Consider the following 22,959-nt stretch of genomic DNA (forward strand, 5'->3'; position numbering starts at 1 on the left):
CGTGGTCGCCCGCGGGGCGCTGCGGGCTCTAAGTCAGCGTTCGTCGCATGCTGTTTTCGAAGAGCCGGATTCCAGCCTCCCGCAGCATGCTCTAAGCGCGCGCCTCGCGGGCGCCGCGCGTCGCGGTCGAGGTCTCGGGCCAGCCTTGCGGCGGCACCAGCACCTCGTTGGCATTGACGCTCCCGGGGGTCGCGCGCCAGCGCTCGGCGCCCGATTTCGCGCGGGCGAGATCGGCCGGCGACAGGCGTGCCCCGACCTCGTCCCGCTTGCGACCTGCATCGTCGTCGCCCTGGAGCGCGGCGACGGCGAGCCAGTGATAGGCGCGCGAGAGATCCTGACGGGCACCGAGGCCGCGAGCGTAGAGGACCGCCAGGTTGAACTGGCTGTCCTTGACCCCGTGTTCGGCGGCGCGGTTGAACCAGCCGATCGCACCGGCATAATCCGGCTTCGCGCCTGCGCCGTCCGCCAGCAAGACGGCGAGATTGTGCATGGCGCGGACATTGCCGCTCTCCGCCGCGCGGCGATACCAAGTCTTCGCCTGATCGATGTCGCGCGGAAGGCCGATCCCGCGCTCGTAGCCGTTGGCGAGGCGGTACTGCGCAGGCGCAAGCCCTTTCTGGGCCGCCTTCTCGAACAGGGACGCGGCGGCCTTCGGATCGCGCGGCACGCCGCGGCCCTCCGCCGTTCGGATGCCGAGTTCGTAGAGCGCGATCGGATCGCCGGAGGCCGCAGCCTGCTTGATCCCCTTCGGAAGCTCCAAAGGGTTCTGGCCGACCGGGCTCCGCGCGGAGATCCCTGCCGGCGCCGAGGCCGGCGTCTCGCCGATCCGCGCCGCATCCTTGTCCGGCCCGATCGATTGCGTCGTCACCGGATCGGGCGCTGCGGCGGGGGATGGAGCCGGGGCATTCGCGCCCTCCGCCGGAGCGGGTGGTGCGGCGGGCATCGCGGGCGGGGGAGCGGGCGTCGTCGCGGCCGTGACTTCCGGGGAATCGGCCAGCCGGTCGGGCTGGGTCCCGCTGGCGATCCGCGAGGTCTCCTTGACCACCGGGGCGGAGGCGACGGTCGTCGCGCCGTCACGGGTGTCGAGGACGAGCCGGGCGAACTGGACGGTGCCGAGCGTCAGGACGAGGGCGGCGGCGGCGAGGAGGAGCGGCCGCCGCTTCGAATCGATGAAGCGGCGCAGGCGATGGGTGATGTCGGACGACGTCGCCGATCCGCTTCTGCCGCCTGCTTCGGCCTTCGTGCCCTTGCGGCGCGCCTCTGGCGCATCCGCTGCGGCGGCCTGCGCGGCCCGGCGTGCGGCAGCAATGAAGCTCGACTTGATATCCGGTCCGGCTTCCGCGACCGCTGGCGGGGTCGGGGTCTGCACGCCGGCGCGGGGCCGCGAAGGCTTCCCGGCGCCCGGCTCCAGCAGCACCTCGTCGAGAGGGACGGGACGAACCTTGCCGAGATCGCCCGCCTCGGCCGACTTGCGCGACGGCTGCGCGGTCTCCTGACGGGAAGGGCGTGCCAACGGCGCGAATTCGTCGAGCGGGCTTGCGCGTGGCGCATCGCGGCCGGCCGGGGTGCCTTCGAGGGTCGAAAGGCGCGACATCACGTCGGACAGGCTGGTTTCGACGCTCGCCAGGCTCTGCCGCGTGCGCTCCTCGGCGGCGGCGTAGCGATCGCCGATCTCCATCAGATGGCGCTCGACCTCGGCCGCGACGGGCATGGCCTCAATCGTCTCGGCCACGGCCGTGCGGGCGGCGCGCTCGGCCGCCTCGATCGTCCCGTCGCGCCAGGTCGCGGCCTGGGCGAGGAGGTCGCTCATCGAGCGTTCCAGGGCCGCGATGCCGGGATCGCGCGCGGAGGTCTCGCCGATCCGCGCGGCGATCGCCTGGACCTGCCGCTCGAGATGGTCGAGCGCGTTCGGATCGCCGACCCGGCTCTCGACCCGGTCGAGCTTGTCGACGAGGGCCGCCAGCATCGTCTCGATGGGCTGGCGGACATCGCGCACCGCCTGGGCCATCTGGCGGCTCTGGTCCTGCGGCGCGGCGAGCGTCTTGAACGAGGTGCGCAGATCGTCGACCGCCGAGCGGAGGGAGGCGAATTCCTGGGCGTTCACCTGCTTGCCGCTGACCTGCGCGACCTCCCGGCGGAGTTCGGTCAGGTGCTCGTCGACGAGCCGCAGGGCCTGGGGTGCGGAGGCGCCGGCGAGGACCCGGCGCACGTCCTCGATCTGACCCGAGAGGGCCTCGATGACGCGCGGATCGACGCCTTTCGCGGTCACGCCGTCGAGCTTCTGCGACAGATGCTCGATCTCGCGCGACAGCGGCCGGGGATCGAATGCGGGCTGGCGCTCGGCGAGCCGGCGGATCTCGGCCTGCAGGGCGGAGAGGTCCGGACGGGCTCTGCGCTCCGCCAGTTCGCGGATTTCGGCTTTCAGCTCCGACAGGTCCGGGGCAGGGCGGTGCTCCGCCAGACGCCGAATCTCGGCCTGGAGGGCGGCGAGTTCGGGCTGTTCGGCACCGCGATGATCGGTGCGGCGGAGTTCCGTGATGTCGGCCGTCAGTGTCTGGAGCCCTCGCTCCAGCCGGCCGAGATCGTCGCGTCGGGCGACATCGCCCATGGCGCGCCGAAGCGTCTCGACCTCGCGCTGCAGGGCTTCGTCCGGCGCGGCCGTGGGAAGCGGGATGTCCTCGATCCGGCTCGCGAGCTTGGCGACGTCGGCGCGCAGGCTCGTCAGCATCGCGGTCTGCGAGCGGGCAAGCGTGCCGAGCGCGGGCAAAGTCGGCGCCGGCCTCGGCGAAGCAGGGTCGCTTTCGAGCCTGCTCTGATGGGAGCGGATCTCGTCGACGGCATCGCGAAGCTCCGTGCCCGGCTTCAGGCTGCGGCGGCCGAGAGGCTTCGGCATCGCGGGAAAGCGCTCGAAGAGGGCGCTGATGCGATCCTCGACTGCGCGCAGGGACTTCTCGATCTCCCCCTGGTCGCGACGCTCGGACGTATCGGCGGGCCTCGCATCGAGCCGCGCCTCGATTCGCCGGATCGCCGCCATCGCGTCGGCGAGCCCCTGATCGGGCGAGCCCTCGCGGCGATCGAACTCGTGGATGCGGCGCTCGTGCGTGTTGACGGCCCCGCTCAGCATCGCGGCCGCATCCTCCGCGCGGGTCGGCGCCTGGTTCGAGTCTTCTAGTTGCTGCTGTGCCCGCTCGATCCAGGCCGCAACCGAACTCAGCGCCGCCGCCGTTTCGGCGGTCTGACGTTCGCTGGCTGCCGAGGAATGATGAGGGTGGGCGTCCGACGCGTCGCGCCCATACGGGCTCCGGCCGTAAGGGCTGCGCCGTTCCGCCAGCCTGTCCTCCGCCTCGCGGCGCAGGCCGGCATCGGCCCAGGGATCGCTTTCCAGCGGCGAACCGAGGTCGCCCCGACGGTGGTGGCTTCTCGTCATCTCGGCAGCGCTCACGACACGGGACGGCGGACCGATCGTCCCACCCCGCTTCGGGACGATCCTCGGCGCCGCGGGGATGATTCCATGAACGATCCCCTAAGATGCACCGATGTCCCGCAGCTTTGCGGTTCAAGGTAAATACCGGGTTAATTGGTTAACGATCCGTGGCCTCGGCGAAGGTTGTGTTTCCGCGACGACCGCCATCGTCTATCCCTTGGTGGCCGCGCGATCGCGGCGGGAGGGTCGCGATGCCGAGCTTCAAGGCGCCTGTCGAAGACGTCCTGTTCATCCTCGACGACGTGCTGAATTATCAGCGCCACAGCAATCTGGCCGGCTTCGCCGATGCGACGCCGGACGTGGTCGAGGCGATCCTCCGGGAGGGCGCGAAGCTCTGCGAGGAGGTGATCCAGCCCCTGAACGCGGTGGGCGACCGCGAGGGATGTCGGCGAAGCGAGGACGGCTCGGTCGCGACGCCGACGGGCTTCAAGGAGGCCTACGAGGCCTACCGCACCGGCGGCTGGATGGGCCTTTCGGTGCCCGAGGAATTTGGCGGGCAGGCGCTGCCGATGACCCTCAACACCGTGATGCAGGAATTCATCTCGGCCGCGAACCTCTCGTTCGGCATGTATCCCGGCCTGACGCAAGGCGCGATCGCGGCCCTTCTCGTCCACGGCTCGGACGAGCAGAAGCGGACCTATCTGCCGAAGATGGTCTCCGGTGACTGGACCGGCACCATGAACCTCACCGAGCCGCATTGCGGCACCGATCTCGGGCTCCTGAAGACCAAGGCCGTGCCGAACAGCGACGGCTCCTACGCCATCACCGGCACCAAGATCTTCATCTCGGCCGGCGAGCACGACCTCGCCGAGAACATCGTCCACCTCGTCCTCGCCCGGATCGAGGGCGCGCCGGCGGGCACCAAGGGCATCTCACTCTTCGTCGTGCCGAAAGTCTTCGTCGAGGAAGACGGTGCTCTCGGGGGACGCAACGCCGTGTCGTGCGGCTCGCTAGAGCACAAGATGGGCATCCACGGCAACGCGACCTGCGTCATGAACTATGACGGGGCCCGGGGATGGCTCGTCGGCGGCGAGAACAGGGGCCTCGCGGCCATGTTCGTGATGATGAACGAGGCCCGGCTCGCGGTCGGCATCCAGGGGCTCAGCCAGTCCGAGGTCGCCTATCAGAACGCCGTCGCCTACGCGAAGGAGCGCCTCCAGGGACGCTCGCTGACCGGCCCCAAGGCCCCCGACAGGCCGGCGGATCCGATCATCGTCCATCCCGACGTCCGCCGCACGCTGCTCCAGATCCGCGCCTTCAACGAAGGAGGGCGCGCACTCGCCCTGTGGGCCGCGCTCTCGTCGGACATCGCGCACAAATCGGAGGATCCGAAGGAGAGGCAGGAGGCGGACGACCGGCTCCAGCTGCTGACGCCGGTCATCAAGGGCGTCCTGACCGAGCTCGGCTTTGCCAATGCCGTCCAGGCCCAGCAGATGTTCGGCGGACATGGCTATATCGAGGAATCGGGCATGTCGCAGTTCGCGCGCGATGCCCGCATCACCATGATCTACGAGGGCGCAAACGGCGTCCAGGCCATGGACCTCGTCGGCCGCAAGCTCGGCCGCGACGGTGGCCGCGCGGTCATGTCCTTCTTCGGCGAGGTTGCCGCCTTCTGCCAGGAGAACAAGGACGACGAGGCGCTGAAGCCCTTCGTCGCCTCGCTCGGCAAAAGCCTCGAACACTGCCAGGCCGCTGCGATGTGGTTCATGCAGAACGCGATGGCGAAGCCCGACAATGCCGGTGCGGGCGCGACCGACTTCATGCACCTCCTCGGTCTCGTCGCCATCGGCTACATGTGGGGCCGCACGGCGAAGGCGGCGCTCGCCAGGAAGGCGGCCGATCCCGGCTCGACCGAGCGCATGGACGCGAAGCTGATCACGGCCCGCTTCTTCGCCGAACGCATGCTGCCCGAGACGACCGTCCTCTACCGCCGCATCCAGGCGGGTGCGGATGCCGTCATGGCGATGCCGGCGGAGATGTTCTGAGCGGTCGACTCGACGCAGGTCTCCCTAACTCTCCTCATGCTGAGGTGCCGGCTGAAAGCCGGCCTCGAAGCACGCGCGACCGTGGTGCGTCCTTCGAGGCCCCGCTGCGCGGGGCACCTCAGGATGAGGAAGGAGGAAGTGTCCGGCCGGGCTCTCCGGATGAGGAGGAGGGTGTTCAGGCAGCCCCGGCGACCGAGAGCCGGCCCTCGACACCATGCTTCGCGATCAGGCCCGCGATGAATCCCGACCGCTTCGCCTCCTCGACGAAATCGCGCAGGAAGGCGGCGGCAGCCTCGTTGCGCTTCGGCGTGCCGACGGCCTGCTGCACGGAGCTGAAGCGGCCGTCGAGGATGCGCGCCCCGGCCAGCGTCTCGGCATCCGTGACGAGGCGAGGACGCAGGCCCGCCAGGACGTCGAGCTTCTCCCCGACGAAGAGGTCGTACGAGCCCTGGATGGTCGGGGAGCGGACGAGTTCCGCCTTCTCGATATGGCGCTCGAGCCAGAGATCGTAGGCGCTGCCCGCGCAGACCGCGATGCGCACGCCGGGCTGGTCGACCTCGGCGATGGAGCGGATCGGCGAGCCTGCCGGCACGAGATAGGTCGATTCGATCTCCGAATAGGCCGCCGAGAAGGCGATCTTCTGCGCCCGCGCCGGCTCCGCGCCGATCAGCCCGATATCCCATTCGTCGGCATCGGCCGCGTCCGCGAGTTCGTTCGGCCTCGGATAGGTCACGTACTGCACCGTGACGCCGAGCTTGTCGGCGATCGCGCGGGCGAGGCTCGGCGAGACGCCCTCGGGTTCGCCGTCCGCGCTGCGGCCCGTGACCAGCAGAAAGTTCGACAGGTTGATCCCGGCGCGCAGGACGCCCGTCGGTGCGAGTTCGGCGACGACGCGTTCGTTCATGAGCTTCCTCCTGGGGCCGCCGCGAAGGGCGCGGCGGCGACTCTCCCGCCTTCCGCTTAGCCGGCGCGGCGCTCGAGACAAAGATATGCGGGCCGCCCTCCACACCGGCCCGGCGAGCCGCTATATCAGGACATCCTTCGGAGCCCCCTGGCCCGAAGCCAGGGAGGCCGCCGGATGCCTGAAGCCTTCATCTACGACCACGTCCGCACGCCGCGAGGACGCGGCAAGAGCGACGGATCGCTCCACGAGGTGACGGCGCTCGCCCTCGCCGAGACGGCCCTGCGCGCGATCAAGGACCGCAACGGCCTCGATACGAAGCTCGTCGACGACGTCGTGCTCGGCTGCGTCGATCCGGTCGGCGAGGCGGGCGGCGACATCGCCCGCGCCGCGGCCCTCGTCGCCGATTACGGCAACCATGTGCCGGGCGTGCAGATCAACCGCTTCTGCGCCTCGGGGCTCGACGCGGTGAACTTCGCCGCCGCGCAGGTGATGTCCGGTCAGCAGGACATGGCGATCGGCGGCGGCGTCGAATCCATGAGCCGGATCGGCCTCGGCGCCTCGGGCGGTGCCTGGCCGGTCGATCCCGCCATCGCCGTGAAGTCGTACTTCATGCCGCAGGGCGTCTCGGCCGACCTGATCGCCACGAAATACGGCTTCTCGCGTGACGACGTCGACGCCTACGCGGTCGAGAGCCAGAGGCGGGCCGAACGCTCCTGGAAGGAGGGCCGGTTCAAGAATTCGGTCGTCCCCGTGCGGGACGTCAACGGCCTCACCATCCTCGCGCATGACGAGCACATGCGCCCGCAGACCGACATGCAGTCGCTCGCGAGCCTCAAGGCCTCCTTCGTGCAGATGGGCGAGATGGGCGGGTTCGACGCGGTCGCGATCGACGCCCATCCCGAGATCGAGGCGGTGGACCACGTCCACCATGCCGGAAATTCGTCCGGCATCGTCGACGGGGCGGCGGCGGTGCTGATCGGCTCGAAGGAGGCCGGCGTCGCGGCGGGGCTCAAGCCTCGCGCCCGCATCCGGGCCTTCGCCAATATCGGCTCCGAGCCGGCGCTCATGCTGACGGGACCCGTCGACGTGACGGAGAAGCTGTTCAGACGGTCCGGAATGACCACGGCCGATATCGACCTCTTCGAGCTGAACGAGGCCTTCGCCTCGGTCGTCCTGCGCTACCAGCAGGCCTTCGACATCCCCTCCGACAGGCTCAACGTCTGCGGCGGCGCCATCGCCATGGGCCACCCGCTCGGCGCGACGGGTGCAATGATCCTCGGCACCGTGCTCGACGAGCTCGAGCGCACCGGTAAGGCGACCGCTCTCGTCACGCTTTGCATCGGGGCGGGAATGGGCACCGCGACGGTGATCGAGCGGGTGTAGACTCGAGGGAGGGCGGAAATGACGCTACCGCAGAATGTTGTTTCTCCGCAGGATTCCTGGCGGCTAGCCACTGTCGATAGAGGAAACGGCCCAGTACCTGATATACTCGTAGATGGAGGCGGCGCCATTGACGCCGATTCTCTAGCTCTCGGATTTTGGGCCGGCGAGCCACGATTAGCGTCGCGTTGGGATGCATCTCAAACGAACGACAAAGGCAACCCGATCTCTCGTGGCTATGCCACTTGGTATATTCTCCCTCCTTGGATGGAGCGCGCCGTCCTAGATGGAGCTGTAATCACAGGTAGAATTACGGCAACGGAGCACGCTCGCGCGCTCGACTTCCTTATAGGGCAAGGTGCTCCATGAACCTGACGCAGTTCCGCTTCGAGATCGATGCCGACGGCATCGCGACCGCGACCTGGGACATGCCCGGGCGATCGATGAACGTCATCACCCCCGAGGTGATGGAGGAGTTGTCGCAGATCGTCGAGACGGTCGCCGGGGACGACGCGGTCAAAGGCTGCGTGATCACCTCGGGCAAGGAGACGTTCTCCGGAGGTGCGGACCTCACCATGCTCCAGGGCCTCGGCGCCGCTTACGAGCGCCTTCGCGAGGAGAAGGGCGAGGAGGAGGCGATGCGCTTCTTCTTCGAGGAATCGCGCCGGCTGACGCTGCTCTTCCGCCGGCTCGAGACCTGCGGGAAGCCCTTCGCGGCGGCCGTGCACGGGATCTGCCTCGGCGGGGCGTTCGAGCTGGCGCTCTCCTGCCACTACCGGGTGCTGTCCTCGGACGACGCGACGAAGGTCGGCCTCCCGGAGATCCTTGTCGGCCTTTTCCCCGGAGCCGGCGGCACGCAGCGCGTCACGCGGCTGATGCAGACGGGCGATGCGCTGCAACTCCTCTTCCGCGGCAGCCAGACCCGGGCCCTGATGGCGAAGAATATGGGCCTCGCCCACGAGGTCGCGCCGCGCGCCGAGATCGTCGAGAAGGCCAAGGCCTGGATCCGCGCGGGCGGCAAGGGCGTCGCGCCGTGGGACGAGCCGAAGTTCAAGGCGCCCTCCGGTAAGGTCTATTCGCCGGCCGGCATGATGATCTGGCCGCCGGCCAACGCCATCTATCGGCGCGAGACGCACGACAATTACCCTGCCGCCAAGGCCATCCTGCAATCGGTCTACGAAGGCCTGCAATTGCCGATGGACGCGGCGCTTCGGGTCGAGAGCCGCTATTTCGCGAAGATCCTCCGCTCGAAGGAGGCCGCGATGATGATCCGGTCGCTGTTCCTCTCGAAGGGCGAGCTGGAGAAGGGCGCGCGCAGGCCGAAATCCGTGCCGCCCACTTCGCTGAAGACGATCGGCATCGTCGGTGCGGGGTTCATGGGGGCGGGCATCGCCTATGTGACGGCCAATGCCGGGATGGAGGTCGTCCTCGTCGACCGGGACATGGAGGCGGCCGAGAAGGGCAAGGCGCTTTCGCACAAGCTCGTCACCGACCAGATCAACAAGGGCCGCGCGAAGACGGCCGACCGGGAGGCGTTGCTCGGGCGCATCAAGGCGAGCGCCGACTACGCCGATCTCGCCGCCTGCGACCTCGTCATCGAGGCGGTGTTCGAGGACCCGAAGGTCAAGGCCGAGGTGATCGCGAAGGTCGAGGCGGCCATCCGCCCGGACTGCATCTTCGCGTCCAACACGTCCACCCTGCCGATCTCGGGCCTCGCCAAGGCGTCCAAGCGGCCGGAGGAGTTCATCGGCATCCATTTCTTCTCGCCGGTCGACAAGATGCTGCTGGTCGAAATCATCATGGGCAAGGGGACGGGCGATCCGGCGCTCGCTGCCGCGCTCGACTACGTGCGCGCGATCAAGAAGACGCCGATCGTCGTCAACGACAGCCGCGGCTTCTTCGCCAATCGCTGCGTGACGGCCTACCTCCTCGAAGGCCATCTCATGCTGGGCGAGGGCGTGCCGCCCGCCATGATCGAGAACCTCGCCAAGATGGCCGGCATGCCGGTCGGCCCGCTCTCGCTGAACGACGAGGTCGGCGTCGATCTCGGCCTGAAGGTCCTTCGCGCCACCGAGGCGCAGCTCGGGCCGGAGGTGATCAACCCCATTCAGCGCACCATCTTCGAGACGATGGTTGAGACGGAGGGGCGTCTCGGCCGCAAGAACGCCAAGGGGTTCTACGACTATCCCGAGAAGGGCAAGGGGCCGAAGCGGCTCTGGCCGGGCCTCGCCGCCTTCGCGAGTGCGGCGCCCGATCCGGATTCGATCGACCGCCAGGAGATCAAGGATCGGCTGCTCGTGGCCCAGGCCCTGGAGGCCGCGCGCACCGTCGAGGAAGGCGTCATCACCGATCCCCGGGAGGCGGATGTCGGCTCGATCCTCGGCTTCGGCTTCGCGCCGTTCACGGGCGGTGCGCTGTCCTTTATCGACGGCATGGGCGCCAAGGCCTTCGTCGAACTCGCGAAGAGGCTCGAAGAGACGCACGGTCCCCGCTTCCGCCCGAACAAGCTCCTCCTCGACATGGCCGAGACGGGTCAGACCTTCTACGGGCGCGCGGCGGAGAAGGCGGCCGCCTGAGCCTTGTCCCGCCAAGCGCGGCCGTTCATCCTGCGATCAGGAACGGTCGGGCACGGCGGGACGATAGCTTCGGGGGGCGCATGGCTTACGATCTGATCCTGAGGGGCGGGCGGGTGATCGACCCCTCGCAAGGCATCGACGGCGTCATGGACGTCGCCTTCGCCGGCGGAACGGTCGCCGCGATCGGGCCAGGCCTCGAGGGCGGGGCGGATGTCCGGGACGTTTCAGGCCTGATCGTCACGCCCGGCCTGATCGATCTGCACACCCACGTCTATTGGGGCGGCACCTCTCTCGGCATCGATGCCGCCGAGTTCTGCCGGACGAGCGGCGTCACCACGGCTGTGGATACGGGCTCGGCTGGGCCGGGCAACTGGATGGGCTTTCGCAAGCACGTCATCGAGCCGTCCCCGGTCCGCATCCTCGCCTATCTCCACGTCTCGCATGCCGGCATCTACGGCTTCGACAAGCGCGTGATGGTGGGCGAGAGCCGCGAACTCCTCCTCATGAACCCCGTCGATTGCGCGGCCGTCGCCGATGCCAATCGCGACCTGATCGTCGGCATCAAGGTGCGCGTCGGCCTCAACGCCTCCGGCACCTCCGGCACGGTTCCGCTCAACATCGCGCTTCAGGTGGCCGAAGAGGTCGGCATGCCGGTGATGGCGCATATCGACCAGCCACCGCCCTCCTACGAGGAGGTGATCGGCATGCTGCGGCCGGGCGACGTCCTGACCCACGCCTTCCGCCCGTTCCCGAATTCCCCGATCAACGGCCAGGGCCGGATCAAGGACGCCGTGATATCGGCGCGCAAGCGCGGCGTCCTCTTCGATATCGGCCACGGCAAGGGCTCGTTCTCCTTCAAGACGACGCGCGCCATGCTGGCCGGCGGCTTCGAGCCCGATACGATCTCCTCCGACGTTCATACGCTCTGCATCGGCGGGCCGGCCTTCGATCAGGTCACGACGCTGTCGAAGTTCCTCTGCCTCGGCATGCCGCTCGACCGCGTGATCGCTTCGACGACGGTCAATGCGGCAATGGCGATGAAGCGCCCGGAACTCGGCACGCTGAAGCCGGGCTCGGTCGGCGATGCGACCATTCTCAGGCTCGCCGAGGGCCGCTTCGATTACGTCGATGTCGTCGGAGAGCATCTCGAAGGCGATCGCCGGCTGACGAGCGAAGGCGTCGTCCTGGCCGGACGCTGGTGGCATCCCGACGCCGCATGAGGGTTTTCAGGGCCGGGCATCTGGCGCTCGGCGTTTTCCTCCTCGGCCTCTCGGGGGGCTCGTCCTCGGCCGCCGCCGTTCCGTTGCCGCCCCCGCGGCCGGCGGAGCTCGGCCGCGTGCCGCAGGACGATCCCGAGCCCGTCCTGCCCGCCTCCGGTCCGGGCGCTGCCATGGGCGAGGCGCCTTCGACGCCCTGGCCGACCGTGGGCGCCTGGCGCATGCGGCCCCTCCAGCAATCGCCCGAGGCCGAGCCCACGGCGGAAGCCCCGCCCGAATCGGCCGTGGCGCCGGTCGCTCCCCCCCCTGTCGCTGCCGTGCGGATTCCCTTGCCGCCGCGGCGCCCGACGGCGCTCGGCGGCATCGCGCCGCTTGAGGCCGATCCCGAGAGCTTCGCGGATGCGAGCGGCTGTCTGGCCAAGCTCACGGCGGCAGGGGCGATCTTCGTGCCGGCGGGGCAGCCGGGCGGAAATCCGGTCTGCGCGATCGACATCCCGATCCGCCTCTCCGCCATCGCCGAACGGTCCGCACCGGGCGGGACGGTGGCGCTGCCGGATCGCCCCGTGATCTCGTGCCGCCTCGCTCTGCACTTCGGCGATTGGCTCCGGGCCGCAGCGCCGGTGCTCTCGGCGAGCCGGGGCGCCGCGCTTGCCTCGATCACGACCGGACCCGGATGGGAATGCCGCCGCCGGAACCGCCGCGCCCATGGGAAGATGAGCGCGCATGGCAACGGGCTCGCGCTCGACGTGAACACCTTCTTCTTCGCCAACAAGGCGAGGCTGCCGGTGAAGGGCCATGGCTCGGATCCCGCCTTCGCTGCCGTTCGGCGAGGAGCCTGCGCGATCTTCACGACAGTGCTCGGGCCGGGATCGGACGGCTATCACGAGGATCATCTGCATCTCGACATCCTTCGGCATGGCCGGGACGGCAAATACAGACTGTGTCGATGAGGTGATCGATCCGATCTGCGTCAAGTTGCCTGCCGAGCGCTCGCAGTGCGGCCCTCGCCATGCCGCGGGTTGTACGGACCAGTGCACCCAAAAAGCCACATTCACATCAGAAGAGCAAAGTTCATTCAGATTCTGCACACCTCGTGGGCAGTGTTCTCTTGCTCAAAGCTGGGGTCCGGCATAGGTTGAACTTACGTGATGACGTGCTCTCGCACGAAATCGCTGCCCTCCTTGGGCGTTTCCTCCCTGGACTTGGGCCGCGCGCGAGCGCGGCCCCTTTTATGTGCGATCGGGAGGAGCCGCCGAGAGCGGCGCCGCGATCTCCTCGAGCGGGCGGCCCTCGCTGGCGACCCCCCATATGGCCTGCACGATGCCCGCGCCGATCATGAGCGCCGAGCCGAGAAGGTAGCCGCCGAAGACGCTCATGCGGGAGCCGGTATCCACGAGCGCGCCGAACAGGACCGGTCCGATCGCGCCGCCGATTCCGGTGCCGATCGCGTAGAAGATGGCGATGGCGAAGGCGCGCACCTCGAGCGGGAAGGTCTCGCCGACCGTCAGGTAGGCTGAACTCGCGGCCGCGGAGGCGAAGAAGAAGACCACCATCCAGGCGATCGTCTGCCCCATCGCCGACAGAAGCTCCTGCTGGAACAGCCAGCCGGAGCCCGCGAGCAGGATGCCCGACAGGATGTAGGTCGACGAGATCATGATCCGTCGTCCCACCGTATCGAACAGGGGGCCGAGCAGGAGCGGGCCGAGGAAGTTCCCCGCGGCGAACGGCAGGATGTACAGCCCGACGCGGTCCGCCGGGATGTCGTAGAAGTCGGTCAGGACGAGGGCATAGGTGAAGAAGATCGCGTTGTAGAAGAAGGCCTGCGAACTCATCAGCGCGAGCCCGACCAGAGACCGCTGCCGGTGCCGGCGGAACAGCGTGTCGAAGACCTCCCGAAGCGGCGTATGAGAGCGGGCGTGGAGGCGAGTCTTCCGGACCTCCCCGCCCGGCAGAGCGGTCGCGTGACGCTCGATCTCCGCCACGACCGCCTCGCCCTCCCGTGCCCGGCCGTGGGTGACGAGCCAGCGCGGGCTCTCCGGGATCCAGGTCCGCAGGAGCAGGATGATCAGGCCGAGCGCCGCCCCGACCAGGAAGCAGAGCCGCCAGCCGAGTTCGGGCCTGAAGAGCGTCGGGTCCAGCAGCAGCACCGAGCCGCCAGCGCCGAGGGCCGCTCCGATCCAGAAGGAGCCGTTCACGAGAAGGTCGACCCGGCCGCGGTACTTCGCGGGGACGAACTCCTGGATGGTCGAATTGATCGCGGTGTATTCGCCGCCGATCCCCGCGCCGGTCAGGAAGCGGAAGAGGCAGAAGCTTGCGAGGTTCCAGGAGAAGGCGGTCGCCGCGGTCGCTGCGAGGTAGACGGCGAGCGTGATGAAGAACAGCGTCTTGCGGCCCCAGCGATCCGTGAGCCAGCCGAAGAACAGCGCCCCGAAGACCGCGCCGAGCAGATAGGCGCCGTGCGCGTAGCCGATATCGGTGTTGGTGAACCGGAGGGTCGGGCTTTCCTTCAATGCGCCCGAGACCGCGCCGGCGAGCGTGACCTCGAGCCCGTCCAGGATCCAGGTGACGCCCAGCGCCAGGATGACGAGCGTATGGAAGCTGTTCCAGGGCAGCCGGTCGAGCCGGGCGGGGATGTCCGTTTCGACTACGGCGGAAGCCCCGCCATCCGATCTCGTCCGCACCTGACCCGCCATCCATCGCCTCCGGCCCGAGCCCTTTTAGCAGGCAACGGCGGAGAGGTGTCCTTGTTCGGCATGATCGGGCAGCAGCCGGTCGCAGTCAGCATTCCCTGGCAGGGTCGCGGGTCTCATGAAGCCCCGAGGTCTCGCCCTCGGACAGCGTCACGATGGAGACGGCGGCGGATTGCAGACGCTCGTCGAGCGGGTCGACCCGATCCTGCGTCCAGCCGCTAGCGCGGCAATGCAGATTGCACGTCGGTCAGCGCGAAATCGTCGCCGACATAGAGGAGCGGCGCCGAATGCCGTTTAGCAAGCGCATAGGCGAAGCAGTCGCCGAAGTTCAGGCCGCCCCGCGCTCCGAACCCCTTGCCGTAATCCAGGCGCGCTCTCACGGCAGCCCGCGCAAGGTCTTCATCGACGGGCGCAATCGCGATGCCGAAGTCAGTCAGGAACGCATCGAGATCGGCGATCGCCTCGTGCCTGGCCCCGTGCTTGATCCGTCCCGCCATGACCGTGCCGGTCTCGACATAGTTCACGGCCGATATGAGCCGTGAAGCGCTCACCTGCAGCGCGGTCATGCACTCTGCCCCTTCCGCCTCCTCGAACATGATCGCGGACGCGTCGACGACGATCATCGCGGGCCAAGCTCGACGGGCGTGTCGCCGACGGCCTCGTCCCACTCCTGCTTGGTCACGGGCCTACGATCGTATCGGCCGGCGCGCGCACGGACGAAGGCTTCCATGCGTGACACGTAATCCTTCCGTGCCTCCTCGGCGGCGCGCAGCCGTTCCAGCCGCTCGCGCATGGCCCGCGTGATGGCCTCCGTCATGGTTTCACCGGTCAGGCGGGACAATTCCCGCGCCAGGCGGTCCGCTTCATCGGTCTTGATGCTTAAGGCCATGTCAGGCTCGGTCTAGATCACGGGTCTAGATAGCATCTCCTCGCTGATCCTTCCACCGAATGGCCGCAAACCTAACCGGAAGCGGTCGTCGTAGGCCTTGGGGGTCAACGCTGGCGCCTCGGCGGCTGAAGCTCCAGCGACCAGTTCTGGCCCACGAGATCCCTGCCGAAGGAGCGATGGGGCTCCTCGTCGATCAGCGTGAACCCCGCCTTCCGGTAGATGTGGAGCGCGGCGTCGAGGCCGGCATTGGTCCATAGCGTGAGTGTGCGGTAGCCCCGCGCCCGCGCGAAGGCGATGCATTCGCCGACGAGGCGGGAGCCGAGGCCGCTGCCGCGGGCCGCCGGCTCGACATAGAGGAGGCGGAGCTTCGCCACCTCGTCGCTCTCGCGCATGCAATAGACCGAGCCGAGGATGTCGCCGTCGCGCTCGGCGATCCAGGCGCGTTCCCGCGCGGGGTCGTGGGTGCGCTCGAAGCCGATCAGGATCTCCGCGACCAGAGCCTCGAAGCTCGCATCGAAGCCGTATTCCCGCGCGTAGAGCAGGCCTTGGCGGTGGGCCACCCAGCCGAGATCGCCGGTCTTGTGCGGGCGCAGCGCGATCCCGGCCGGTTCCTCGTGCCGTCGGCCTGACTCGGACAGCAGCCCCTCGATCCTCGACATGGCCGCGACGAGGTCGCTGCGCTCGCGCGGGCCGAGCGCGCGCAGACGGCCGCCCCATTGCTCCTGGGACAGCCTGTCGAGCGGCGCGAAGGCCTCGCGGCCCGAAGCGGTCAGCGTCAGCGCGGACCGGCGTCCGTCATCCGGAGCGATGTCGCGCGCGAGAAGGCCCTCGGCCTCGAAACGCTTCAGGATGCGGCTGAGATAGCCGGGGTCGAGGCCGAGATCGCGCGAGAGATTGGAGGCCGAACAGGTGCCGCGCGCGCTGAGTTCGTAGAGCACGCGACCCTCGCTGAGCGAGAACCGGCTGGCGAGGAAGACTTCGTCGAGGAGTTCAGTGAGCCGCGTGTAGAACCGGGTGAAGCGCCGCGCGGCGGCGATGGCATCGGCGGGCATGGTGCTGTTGTCCTCACGCCCGGACGATGCGTCAATTATTTGACTGAGTCAATTAACTCCGAAGGTCCCCGCGATGCGTTGATCAACTCCCGGATGAAGGCGAGCTTGCCGATGACGGCGGGAGGCAGCACGAACGGATAGAGGTCGCGCTGACCCATGCAGCGGTTGACGGCGTTCATCGCGAAGGCGACCGGGACCCAGGTCTGGACGAGCCGGCCCATATCGTCCTCGGCATAGGGGTCGACCTCCGGCCGGGCGGCCAGGATCCCGGCCTGATCGAGGCGCGGGGCAACCGCGAGGCCGAGCGCCCGCGCCATCTCCAGCGAATCGACGATGTGGAGGTAATGCGCCCAGGTCTCGGCGAAATCCTCCCACGGATGGGTGGTCGCGTAGCTGGAGACGTAGTGCTCGGCCCAGTCCGGCGGCGGCCCTTCGTCGTAATGGCGCTGCAGGGCGGCCTGGTAATCCTGGCTGTCGTCGCCGAACACCGCCCGGCACGCGTCGAGCCGTCCCGCATCCCGGACGAGGCGGTCCCAGTAGTAATGGCCGACCTCGTGCCTGAAATGTCCGATCAGGGTCCGATAGGGCTCGCCCATCGCGGCCCTGCGGCTCTCGCGCTCGGAATCGTCGGCCTCCGCGAGCGCGATGGTGATGAGCCCGTTCTCATGACCGGTCATCACCTTCGGGGCGCCGGGATCGGCCTCGTCGGCCAGGAAATCGAACACGAGCGGCTCGGGCACCTCGCCCGGAGCGGGGATCGGCAGGCCGAGATGGCGCAGCGTGTAGATGAGACGGTGCTTGGCCGCTTCGATCTGCTGCCATTTTCCCTGCGCAGTCGGTTCCGACAGGTTCGGGACCTGGCGGTTGTGACGGCAGGCGAGGCAGAAGACGGCTTCGTCCGCGGCGGGAATCAGCCAGTTGCAGACGTCGTGCTGGGCGTTCTCGCAGAAGCGATAGGAGCGGCTCGATTCCGCCTTGACGCGCCAGGTGCCGGGCAGGTCGTCGGCCGGCTCGAGCGCCGTCATGAGATCGGTCTCGGGCATGTAGCCCGTCCTGCGGCCGCAGCGGCCGCACGCCGTGTTCTCGAAATGGAGGATCTGGGCGCAGCAGGGGCAGGAGAAGAGCTTCATGGGCGTCCGGAGCCGGCATGGTGCGGCAAGCCCCCGATAAGCGTCGCTGATGGCCGTTGTTCCTGCATCGGCTGGCCGAATTACGGGCAGCCGGCCTATCGTGCCGTGCTTGGCGCTGCACGGCGTCGCCTCGGAGCGGCCGCTGGCCCATGGCTTTTCTGCGTTTTCTGATGGGCTTTCTGGCCCTCGGCACCGTCGGCTACCTGGCGCTCGTGCTCGTGGTCTATCTCAGCCAGTCCAGCTATCTCTATCCGTCCGCCTCCGAGCCCGTTCCGCCGGGCGCGGCGGAGAAGGCCGGGTTCGAGGCCGTCGCGATCGAGACCGAGGACGGGATCCGCATCCATGGCTGGTGGAAGCCGCCGCAGCCGGGGCGGGCGCTCATCCTCTATTTCCACGGCAATGGCGGCAATCTGCTCAACCGCGCCGAACGGGCCCGGATGCTCACGGAGGAGGGGAGAGGCCTCCTGCTCGTCAGCTACCGTGGCTATTCCGGTGCCGGCGGCACGCCCTCGGAGGAGGGGCTGCGGCGCGACGCGCTCGCCGCCTATCGGTTCCTGTCGTCCTACGATCCGGCGCGAATCGTCGTCTACGGCGAGTCGCTCGGATCGGGCGTCGGCGTCCGGCTCGCCTCCGAGCGCCGGGTCGGCGGCGTGATTCTCGACGCGCCCTTCACCTCCGTGCCGGACGTCGCCCGGCGCGTCTTCTGGTATCTTCCGGTCGATCTCCTGGCGCGCGATCGGTACCGCTCGATCGACCGGATCGGTGCGATCGGTGCGCCGCTCCTCATCCTGCACGGCGAGGAGGACGGGCTGATTCCCGTCGCGCTCGGCGAGAGGCTGTTCGCTGCGGCGAAGGAGCCGAAACGCTTCGTCGCGCTTCCCGGCGTCGATCATGTCGGCGTGCTGGAGGAGGGCGGTCTGCCGCATGCGCGCGCGCTCCTCGCCGAGGTCGAGCGATCCTTCGCTTCGGCCGCAAGCGGGCTCGACCGGCGCTAGGATCGCCTGGCCGGCGGGGCCTCGATTCGGGCGCGACGCATTTTCTTCGCGCGGGCGGGTCCCTCCCGTCCCAGAATCCTTTAGACGCCCTTGGAGCGGCCATGCGGGCCGCGGGAGGACGACATGACGATCCAGCGCATCGAGCCCGGCCCACGCATGAGCAAGGCGGTGGTCCACGGCAACACCGTCTACCTCGCCGGCCAGGTGTCGCAGAACGCCGTCGGCGGCAGCGTGACCGATCAGACCAAGGACATCCTGGCCATCATCGACGGGCACCTGAAGGCGGCCGGCACCGACAAGTCAAAGCTCCTGTCGGCCAATATCTGGATCACGGATATCGCGACCTTCGCCGAGATGAACGCCGTCTGGGACGCCTGGGTCTCTCCCGGCAACGCGCCTGCCCGCGCCACGGTGGAGGCCAAGCTCGCCGCGCCGGGTCTCAAGGTCGAGATCATGGTGATTGCCGCGAAGTAAGCGGAGAAGGGATGCGCGGCGGCGGCGACTTGGCCGCGGCCGCGTTGACTTTTGAGACCGGCCTTGCCTATAAGCCTGCCATTGCGTGGGCGCCCCATCGGCGCCCACCTGCCTTTCTATAACAGCCTGTCGAACGAAGCGGCCAGGAGCCGCCCGGACACGCGACCGGAGATGACCCGTGAAGAGGACCTACCAGCCGTCGAAGCTCGTGCGCAAGCGGCGCCACGGCTACCGGGCCAGGATGGCGACGGTCGGGGGGCGCAAGGTGATTGCCGCCCGCCGCGCCCGTGGCCGCAAGCGCCTGTCGGCCTGAGGGCTGACCGGGGCGCTGCCGAATCGACCGGCCCCGGCGGCCGACCGATGTCGGTCCAGCGCCTGCTGAAGCGTGCCGATTTCGTGGCGGCCGCCCGCGGTCGCCGCTTCCATACCGAACGCATGACCGTCCAGGGGCTTCGTGCGCCCGTGGATGTGCCGGAGCGCGGGCTGAGGCTCGGTCTCACCCTGACCAAGAAGGTCGGGCATGCGACCGAGCGCAATCGCATCCGTCGGCGTTTGCGCGCCGCTGCGGCTGTCGCCCTGCCGCCCTTCTCCTCGCATCCGATCGACATCGTCGTGATCGGCCGGCGCGAGGCCATCGCCTGTCCCTTTCCTATCCTGATCGAGGACCTGAGCCGTGCGCTCGCCTCCGTCACCAGGCCTGCCGCGGACGGCAGCCGGGGCGGCGGCGGACGCCGGTCCGGGTCTCGTGCCGATTCCCTGCGTGGCGACGATGCGTGACGACAACAAGAACCTGATCATGGCCATCGCGATGTCGGTGGCGGTGCTGATCGGCTGGAACTACTTCTTCGGCTCTCCCCTGATGGAGAAGCAGAAGCAGAGCCAGCAGCAGCCGGCCCCGCAGGCCGCCGGCAGCGGCCATACCGGCCCGACCATCCCCGGCGCGGCTCCCCAGCAGGGTCAGCCCTCGACGCCGAGCGCCTCGACGGTGCCGGGCGTCGCTGGCTCGGGCGTGCTGCAGACCCGCGAGGCGGCCCTGTCGCGCTCGCCCCGGATTCGCATCGACACGCCGGCCCTGTCGGGGTCGCTCGCGCTCAAGGGAGCGCGCGTCGATGACGTCTCGCTGAAGCGGTATCACGAGACGGTCGATCCGAAATCGCCGGAGATCGTGCTGCTGTCACCTCCGGGCAGCCCGACGCCCTATTACGCCGAGTTCGGCTGGGTCGGGCCCGGCGCGCCGAACCAGGACACGGTCTGGACGGCGGATTCCCAGGTCCTGACCCCGGAACGGCCGGTCACGCTGACCTATGACAACGGCCAGGGGCTGGTCTTCCGGCGGCAGATTTCGGTCGACGACAAGTTCGTCTTCACACTGCAGGACACCGTCGAGAACAAGGGTTCCGCCCCGGTCAGCCTCAACGCCTACGGTCTCGTCTCGCGCCACGGCAAGCCGCCGACCCAGGGCTATTACGTGCTGCACGAGGGCATGATCGGCGTCGTCGGCGATCACGGCCTGCAGGAATATGGCTATTCGGCCCTCGACAAGGAGCCGCCGATCCCCGGCCAGCCGACCCGCGGCAAGGTGTGGGACGGCGTGACGGGCGGCTTCGTCGGCATCACCGACAAGTACTGGGCGGCGGCCATTCTGCCGAACCAGCAGCTGCCCTATCAGGGCTCGTTCACCTCCCGCGAGGATAACAAGCAGTTCACCTATCAGGCCAACGTCCTCGGCGAGACGAAGACGATCGCGCCCGGTGCCACGCTCGAGTTGACGCAGCACCTCTTCGCGGGCGCGAAGGAAGTTACCCAGATCGACGCCTACGAGAAGGCGCTCGGGATCAAGAAGTTCGATCTCCTGATCGACTGGGGTTGGTTCTATTTCATCACCAAGCCGATGTTCAAGGCGCTGGACTTCTTCTACCGGATGTTCGGCAATTTCGGCGTCTCGATCCTGATCGTGACGGTGTTCCTGAAGCTGTTCTTCCTGCCGCTGGCCAACAAGTCCTACGCCTCGATGGCGAAAATGAAGGCCGTCCAGCCGGAGATGACGGCCATCCGCGAGCGCTACAAGGACGACAAGGCCAAGCAGCAGCAGGAAATGATGGCGCTCTACAAGCGCGAGAAGATCAACCCGGTTGCGGGCTGCTGGCCGATCCTGATCCAGATCCCGGTCTTCTTCGCGCTGTACAAGGTGCTGTTCGTCACCATCGAAATGCGGCACGCGCCGTTCTTCGGCTGGATCCGCGACCTTGCCGCGCCCGACCCGACCTCGATCTTCAACCTGTTTGGCCTGCTGCCGTTCTCGGTGCCGGAGTTCCTGCATATCGGCGTGTGGCCGATCATCATGGGCATCACGATGTTCCTGCAGATGAAGATGAATCCGGAGCCGCCGGATCCGATCCAGAAGGCGATGTTCTCCTGGATGCCGCTCATCTTCACCTTCATGCTGGCGAGCTTCCCGGCCGGTCTCGTGATCTACTGGGCCTGGAACAACCTGCTCTCGGTCGCTCAGCAATACGTGATCATGCGGCGGCATGGCGTGAAGGTCGAATTGTGGGACAACCTGCGCGGCATGTTCGCCAAGAAGAAGCCGCCGGCGGAAGCGAAGAGCTGACGCCGCATCGCGCACCGCTTCTCCCGTTCGGGAGAAGCGCCTGCCTGCGGGCTTGACCCGACGGTCGAGGTGCTCGTCAGAGCGACCAGATGAGGGACGTGGGAGCCGCGCCGCTGCGGTTGGCTACGCCTCACCCGGTCGACGCCGCCGGCGTCGCTCGACCTGTCCCGCCAGGGGAGAGGTACCGCCTCGCCCGGAGGATATGCCATGGACCCGACACAACCGGACGAGGTCGATTTCGTCGAGGCCGGCCGCAAGCTCTTCGCCGGGGAGGCCGGGTTCGTCTGGGCGGCGAGCAAGGCCGACAACCTGCCCCCCATGAAGGGCGTCGAGATCGCCTTTGCCGGGCGTTCGAATGTGGGCAAGTCGAGCCTCGTCAACGCGCTCACGGGGCGCAAGACGCTGGCGCGCACGTCCCACACGCCCGGCCGGACGCAGGAACTGAACTTCTTCGATCTCGGCGAGGCCCTGCGGATCGTCGACATGCCGGGCTACGGCTACGCGGCGGCGGCGAAGGAGAAGGTCGCGTCCTGGACGCGGCTCATCAAGGCCTATCTGCGCGGCCGCGCCAATCTCGCCCGCGTCTACGTCCTCATCGATTCCCGGCACGGATTGAAGCCGAACGATCTCGAGGTGCTCGATCTGCTCGACGTCTCCGCCGTCTCGTACCAGGTGGTTCTGACCAAGGGTGACGAGCCGAAGGCGGCCGATCTCGACCGGAGGATCGCGGAGACGCAGGCCGCGCTGGCGAAGCGTCCGGCGGCCTTTCCGATCATCCGGCCGACCTCGAGCCGGACCGGAGAAGGCGTCTCGGAATTGCGATCCGACATCGCCCGCCTGCTCGCGGAGCGCGGCGGCCCGGCATGACGATGCTCGATCGGAGCCTGATCGTTCTGGGCGGGATCGCCGGGCTCACAGGCGTCGCGCTCGCGGCCATGGCGGCTCACGTCACGGGAGGCGGCAATCTGCAGACCGCGTCCCAGTTCCTGCTGGTCCACGCCCCGGCCGTGCTCGCCGCTGCGATTCTCGCCGGGTCCGGCCTCGTCCACGGCCCGATCGCGCGGGCGGCCGGCTTCGCCTTCGTCGCCGGCCTGATCCTGTTCTGCGGCGATCTGAGCCTGCGCGCGCTCTATGCGGTCGCGCCGTTGCCGATGGCGGCGCCGACCGGGGGCATGATCCTGATGGCGGGCTGGCTGGCGCTGGCGGTGGCCGGCCTGTTCGGCCGGCGCTGAGGCCGCCTAAGCGAACGCGACGGTGAGATCCTGGCCGTCGCGCGCGACGACGCGGCAGGGGCGGAGCCGTTCGCATTCGCCGATCGAGAGCTTGAAGATCGGCGGCACGCCTGCCGCGCTCGCGACACGGATCTCGGCCTCCGCCTCGGACAAGGCGTGGATGGTGCAGGCGATCGTCGACTGGCCGGCATTGAAGATGATGCGGCCCGACTTCGAGACGTTGTGGCGGATGGAGGAAAGCCCGGCCCTGGCCGGATCGGCGGCCATCTGGCCCCCTGCTGCTTGACTGTACATGATACTCGACTGGTTCATGATGAGAGCTCCATTCGTCGTTGCGAAT

20 protein-coding genes are annotated in these 22,959 nt (G+C 68.4%); 12 read left to right on the plus strand and 8 right to left on the minus strand.

The window, feature by feature from the left end:
• Positions 1 to 91: 91 nt before the first annotated feature.
• Positions 92 to 3,427 carry a tetratricopeptide repeat protein gene (locus EV668_RS03095; protein ID WP_133768373.1) on the minus strand — a complete coding sequence of 1,112 codons (3,336 nt, stop codon included), beginning with the start codon at positions 3,425 to 3,427 and terminating at the stop codon, positions 92 to 94.
• A gap of 248 nt (positions 3,428 to 3,675) precedes the next feature.
• Between EV668_RS03095 and EV668_RS03100 the strand changes: the two genes are divergently transcribed.
• On the plus strand, positions 3,676 to 5,469 hold the full coding sequence (locus EV668_RS03100) for an acyl-CoA dehydrogenase C-terminal domain-containing protein (protein ID WP_133768374.1): 1,794 nt from the start codon (positions 3,676 to 3,678) through the stop codon (positions 5,467 to 5,469).
• A 175-nt stretch (positions 5,470 to 5,644) separates the two neighbouring features.
• On the opposite strand, the gene EV668_RS03105 is transcribed toward EV668_RS03100, so the two are convergent.
• Positions 5,645 to 6,373 carry a transporter substrate-binding domain-containing protein gene (locus EV668_RS03105; protein WP_133768375.1) on the minus strand — a complete coding sequence of 243 codons (729 nt, stop codon included), beginning with the start codon at positions 6,371 to 6,373 and terminating at the stop codon, positions 5,645 to 5,647.
• A 174-nt stretch (positions 6,374 to 6,547) separates the two neighbouring features.
• Between EV668_RS03105 and EV668_RS03110 the strand changes: the two genes are divergently transcribed.
• From EV668_RS03110 to EV668_RS03125, 4 genes are all read left to right on the plus strand, one after another.
• Positions 6,548 to 7,756: an acetyl-CoA C-acetyltransferase gene (locus EV668_RS03110; RefSeq protein WP_133768376.1), complete on the plus strand. Its 1,209-nt coding sequence runs from the start codon at positions 6,548 to 6,550 to the stop codon at positions 7,754 to 7,756.
• Between the two features lie 362 nt (positions 7,757 to 8,118).
• Positions 8,119 to 10,329, plus strand: coding sequence for a 3-hydroxyacyl-CoA dehydrogenase NAD-binding domain-containing protein (locus EV668_RS03115; protein ID WP_133768377.1), 2,211 nt, complete (start codon positions 8,119 to 8,121; stop codon positions 10,327 to 10,329).
• 80 nt (positions 10,330 to 10,409) lie between these two features.
• Positions 10,410 to 11,549, plus strand: coding sequence for an amidohydrolase/deacetylase family metallohydrolase (locus EV668_RS03120; RefSeq protein ID WP_133768378.1), 1,140 nt, complete (start codon positions 10,410 to 10,412; stop codon positions 11,547 to 11,549).
• The gene (locus EV668_RS03125; RefSeq protein ID WP_133768379.1) at positions 11,546 to 12,496 is read left to right on the plus strand and encodes an extensin family protein; all 951 of its coding nucleotides are present in this window, start codon (positions 11,546 to 11,548) and stop codon (positions 12,494 to 12,496) included. The genes EV668_RS03120 and EV668_RS03125 overlap by 4 nt, the downstream gene beginning before the upstream one ends.
• Positions 12,497 to 12,775: 279 nt before the next feature.
• On the opposite strand, the gene EV668_RS03130 is transcribed toward EV668_RS03125, so the two are convergent.
• The 5 genes from EV668_RS03130 to EV668_RS03150 form a co-directional block, all read right to left on the minus strand.
• Positions 12,776 to 14,239, minus strand: coding sequence for an MFS transporter (locus EV668_RS03130; RefSeq protein WP_133768380.1), 1,464 nt, complete (start codon positions 14,237 to 14,239; stop codon positions 12,776 to 12,778).
• Positions 14,240 to 14,454: 215 nt separating this feature from the next.
• A complete protein-coding gene (locus EV668_RS03135) occupies positions 14,455 to 14,859 on the minus strand; it encodes a type II toxin-antitoxin system VapC family toxin (protein WP_133768381.1) in 405 nt (134 codons plus the stop codon).
• Positions 14,856 to 15,125 (minus strand): type II toxin-antitoxin system VapB family antitoxin, encoded by a 270-nt coding sequence (locus EV668_RS03140; RefSeq protein WP_133768382.1) that lies wholly within the window; start codon positions 15,123 to 15,125, stop codon positions 14,856 to 14,858. Before EV668_RS03140 ends, EV668_RS03135 begins: the two co-directional genes overlap by 4 nt.
• Before the next feature lie 104 nt (positions 15,126 to 15,229).
• Entirely contained in the window at positions 15,230 to 16,177 is a 948-nt protein-coding gene (locus tag EV668_RS03145) for a bifunctional helix-turn-helix transcriptional regulator/GNAT family N-acetyltransferase (RefSeq protein WP_133768383.1), read from the minus strand.
• A 35-nt stretch (positions 16,178 to 16,212) separates the two neighbouring features.
• Complete coding sequence (locus EV668_RS03150) at positions 16,213 to 17,307, minus strand: zinc-binding metallopeptidase family protein (protein ID WP_133768384.1); 1,095 nt, start codon at positions 17,305 to 17,307, stop codon at positions 16,213 to 16,215.
• 149 nt (positions 17,308 to 17,456) lie between these two features.
• Here EV668_RS03150 and EV668_RS03155 point away from each other — a divergent pair, with 149 nt between their 5' ends.
• From EV668_RS03155 to EV668_RS03185, 7 genes are all read left to right on the plus strand, one after another.
• Positions 17,457 to 18,302, plus strand: a complete 846-nt coding sequence (locus tag EV668_RS03155; RefSeq protein WP_133768385.1) for an alpha/beta hydrolase — start codon at positions 17,457 to 17,459, stop codon at positions 18,300 to 18,302.
• Between the two features lie 123 nt (positions 18,303 to 18,425).
• Entirely contained in the window at positions 18,426 to 18,776 is a 351-nt protein-coding gene (locus EV668_RS03160; protein WP_133768386.1) for a RidA family protein, read from the plus strand.
• Between the two features lie 178 nt (positions 18,777 to 18,954).
• Positions 18,955 to 19,089, plus strand: a complete 135-nt coding sequence (gene rpmH / locus EV668_RS03165; protein WP_133768387.1) for a 50S ribosomal protein L34 — start codon at positions 18,955 to 18,957, stop codon at positions 19,087 to 19,089.
• A 47-nt stretch (positions 19,090 to 19,136) separates the two neighbouring features.
• The gene (rnpA, locus tag EV668_RS03170; protein ID WP_133768388.1) at positions 19,137 to 19,553 is read left to right on the plus strand and encodes a ribonuclease P protein component; all 417 of its coding nucleotides are present in this window, start codon (positions 19,137 to 19,139) and stop codon (positions 19,551 to 19,553) included.
• Positions 19,546 to 21,387: a membrane protein insertase YidC gene (gene yidC / locus EV668_RS03175; RefSeq protein ID WP_133769954.1), complete on the plus strand. Its 1,842-nt coding sequence runs from the start codon at positions 19,546 to 19,548 to the stop codon at positions 21,385 to 21,387. The genes rnpA and yidC overlap by 8 nt, the downstream gene beginning before the upstream one ends.
• 207 nt (positions 21,388 to 21,594) lie before the next feature.
• Complete coding sequence (gene yihA / locus EV668_RS03180; RefSeq protein WP_133768389.1) at positions 21,595 to 22,254, plus strand: ribosome biogenesis GTP-binding protein YihA/YsxC; 660 nt, start codon at positions 21,595 to 21,597, stop codon at positions 22,252 to 22,254.
• Positions 22,251 to 22,619, plus strand: a complete 369-nt coding sequence (locus EV668_RS03185; RefSeq protein WP_133768390.1) for a DUF423 domain-containing protein — start codon at positions 22,251 to 22,253, stop codon at positions 22,617 to 22,619. Before yihA ends, EV668_RS03185 begins: the two co-directional genes overlap by 4 nt.
• 6 nt (positions 22,620 to 22,625) lie before the next feature.
• On the opposite strand, the gene EV668_RS03190 is transcribed toward EV668_RS03185, so the two are convergent.
• Entirely contained in the window at positions 22,626 to 22,931 is a 306-nt protein-coding gene (locus tag EV668_RS03190; protein ID WP_133768391.1) for a hypothetical protein, read from the minus strand.
• Positions 22,932 to 22,959 lie beyond the last annotated feature (28 nt).

The sequence above is a fragment of the Enterovirga rhinocerotis genome (genome assembly GCF_004363955.1).
GTDB lineage: Bacteria > Pseudomonadota > Alphaproteobacteria > Rhizobiales > Beijerinckiaceae > Enterovirga > Enterovirga rhinocerotis.